This is a genomic window from Phenylobacterium sp. (genome assembly GCF_020253645.1).
GTDB lineage: Bacteria > Pseudomonadota > Alphaproteobacteria > Caulobacterales > Caulobacteraceae > Phenylobacterium.
Window position 1 is genome coordinate 1 of record NZ_JADCBG010000213.1, and the last position, 2,697, is coordinate 2,697.

Consider the following 2,697-nt stretch of genomic DNA (forward strand, 5'->3'; position numbering starts at 1 on the left):
CCACCTGCATGCTCTCGTAGCCCTTCACGAAGGACGAGAAGACGCGCTCGGGTTCGCTGACGACCTGGATCTCGGGGAAGCGCTGGAGGATCTCCACCCAGAGGATCTTCAGCTGGAGCTCGGCCAGGCGGTTGCCCACGCAGCGGTGGATGCCGAAGCCGAAGGACAGGTGCTGGCGCGGACGCTCCCGGTCGATGATGAAGGCGTCCGGGTTCTCGATCGCCCGCTCGTCCCGGTTGCCCGAGACGTACCACATCACGACCTTGTCGCCCTTGCGGATGGTCTTGCCGCCCAGCTCGATGTCCTGCAGCGCCGTGCGGCGCATGTGGGCCAAGGGTGTCTGCCAGCGAATGATCTCCGGCACCATGGACTCGATCAGCCCGGGGTTGGCGCGCAGCTTGGCATATTCTGCGGGGTTCTGGTTCAGGGCCAGGACGCCACCGGAGATGGAGTTCCGGGTGGTGTCGTTGCCGCCGACGATCAGCAGGATGATGTTCCCGAGGTACTCCTCGGGCGTCATGTTCCGGGTGGCGTCGCTGTGCGCCATCATGGAGACGAGGTCGCCCGCCGGCGGACGGTTGACCCTCTCGTTCCAGAGACCGGTGAAGACCTCCAGGCATTCCATCAGCTCGACCTGCCGCGCCTCTTCGGTTTCCACCAGGCCGCCCGGATAGGGGATGGCGGTGGCCACGTCCGACCAGCGGGTCAGGCGACGGCGCTCCTCGAAGGGAAAATCGAACAGGGTGGCCAGCATCTGGGTGGTCAGCTCCACCGAGACCCGGTCCACCCAGTCGAAGGCCTCGCTCACCGGCAGGTTGTCGAGAATCTGGCAGGCCCGCTCACGGATGATGGGCTCCATGGTCTTCAGATTGGCCGGCGAGACGATGGGGCTGACCGCCTTGCGCTGCTGATCGTGGCGGGGAGGATCCATGGCGATGAAGCTGGGCCGGCGAAGGTCCGGGCGCGCATCGCGGATGGTGATGCCGCCGAGGGCCGCCTCGGAGGAGAAGACCCCGTGGTTGGTGTCCACCGCCATGATGTCGTTGTAGCGAGTGACCGACCAGTAGGGGCCGAACTCGGAGTCCCGACACCAGTGGACGGGCTCCTCGTTCCGGAGCCGCTCGAAATAGGGCCAGAAGGCGTTGGACTTGAAGAGGTCAGGATCCCCGGGGTTCATGTCCTCCAGCTTCATGCCGAAGGCGCGGGCGCGCGCTTCATCCAGACCGATCGCACCGTCCGCCATGTCACCGCCTCCCGGGATACCCGCCGCGTTGCGCGGCCGGGAAGCTTCAGGAAACCCCAATCCCGGACAGGCTGCAAGTCGTCGCCGCAGCCCCCCTCCGGCACGGTCTTGCATTCCCGTCCAACTCCCCAAACGGGCGGGAATCCCACAGTTTGATGACTCCCCCGAGGGTGATCCCGGTGAGCAACCCTGTTCAGCTACCGGTTCGCCTGGACCTGTTCATCAGCCAGAATGGCCGCGATCTCGTCGCCGAGGGGGGTGAGCAGAGCCGCGGCGGCGCTGCGTTTGCCGGCGATCAGGCGGTATTCCCACCCGGCCTGGATCTCGACGGGGCTGATCCTGCACAGGCGCCCGGCCGCGAGAGCCTTAAGGGCGACGATGTCGGGCACCAGGGCGAGGCCGTTGCCGGCCTGGGCCGCCTGGATGACGCCTTCGAAGGAGTCGAAAAGCACCTGCGGCGCCTCGGTCGTAATCTCCGGAAACGCGAGCCGCCAGGTGTTCCTGTGCCGGGCCAGGGTGAGTAGCGGACCCCTGGCGAGAAGGTCGCGCAGTTCGCCGCCAGCCGCCAGGGCGGGCGCGCCGACCACGATCAGGGGCGACGCGGCGATCCGGCGCGACACGACGGCGCCCGACGGCTTCGGGCCGTACCGGAGAACGATGAGATCGTTATGGCCCTCCAGTTCGCGCGACTGGATCGAGCTCTCAAGCTGGAGGCTGAGGGACGGCAGTCTCCGCCGCAGCCGCTCGACGTGGGGCAACAGATAGTCGTTTGCGAAAAGCGGGGCTGCGGAGAGGCGAACCTTGACGGGTTCGCTCACCGCGCGACGAAAAGCGTCCACGATACGAGCGTAGGCGGGGCGTAGGGCGTCGGCCAGCTGTTCGCCCGCCTGCGTCAGGACGACGCTGCGATGGCGGCGTTCGAACAGGGGTTCGCCGACCCTGGCCTCCAGGTCGCGGACGTGATGGCTGATCGCCGAAGCGGTCAGGCCGAGATCCGCGCCGGCCGCCTTGAAGCTTCCCAGCGTCGCCGCCGCCTCGAAGGCGCGCAGCGCCGCGAAGGGAACGCCCCCCCGGCCGCGATCGTCAATGAGATGAACTAGGCTCATCTTACGACAGGGGATTACTCGTTTTACGCGCAGGGGTCCAGCCCCCAACCTCACGGCGAATTCCCGCACGGAGCCTCGCCTTGCCCGCTATCGACACCGCCGCATCGCCAGCCCGCGTGAGCGCACCGCTGCTCCGCCGGGAAGGCGGCGCCTGGATCGCGAGCGAAGACGCGTCCGGACCGTTTACGGGACTACAGGGCGGGGCGGCGGCGGCCTTGATGGCTGCGGCGGTCGAGCAGTCCGCCCCGGCAGGGTTCCGCCCCCTCTCGTTTCGGGCCGAGTTTCTTCGGCGGGCGCCGATTGAGCGGAGTCTTCAGGTTGAAGTCCGCGCGATTGTGGGCGGAAGCC

General features: G+C 67.6%; 3 protein-coding genes. 1 reads left to right on the forward strand and 2 read right to left on the reverse strand.

Translation table 11 applies throughout. From position 1 onward, the window contains the following. Both INE98_RS13925 and INE98_RS13930 read right to left on the reverse strand, forming a co-directional pair. Window positions 1-1,243: cytochrome P450 (locus INE98_RS13925; RefSeq protein ID WP_293539693.1), on the reverse strand; the 1,243-nt coding region annotated here is incomplete at its 3' end. 197 nt (window positions 1,244-1,440) lie between these two features. Next, window positions 1,441-2,349 (reverse strand): LysR family transcriptional regulator, encoded by a 909-nt coding sequence (locus tag INE98_RS13930; protein WP_293519661.1) that lies wholly within the window; start codon window positions 2,347-2,349, stop codon window positions 1,441-1,443. A gap of 80 nt (window positions 2,350-2,429) precedes the next feature. Here INE98_RS13930 and INE98_RS13935 point away from each other — a divergent pair. After that, window positions 2,430-2,697, forward strand: a 268-nt coding sequence (locus INE98_RS13935; protein WP_293539695.1) for an acyl-CoA thioesterase domain-containing protein, incomplete at its 3' end; no start/stop codon positions are given.

Coding starts and splice junctions, on each gene's coding strand:
- INE98_RS13930 (WP_293519661.1), bottom strand. CDS start 2,349: ATGAGCCTAGTTCATCTCATTGACGATCGCGGCCGGGGGGGCGTTCCC.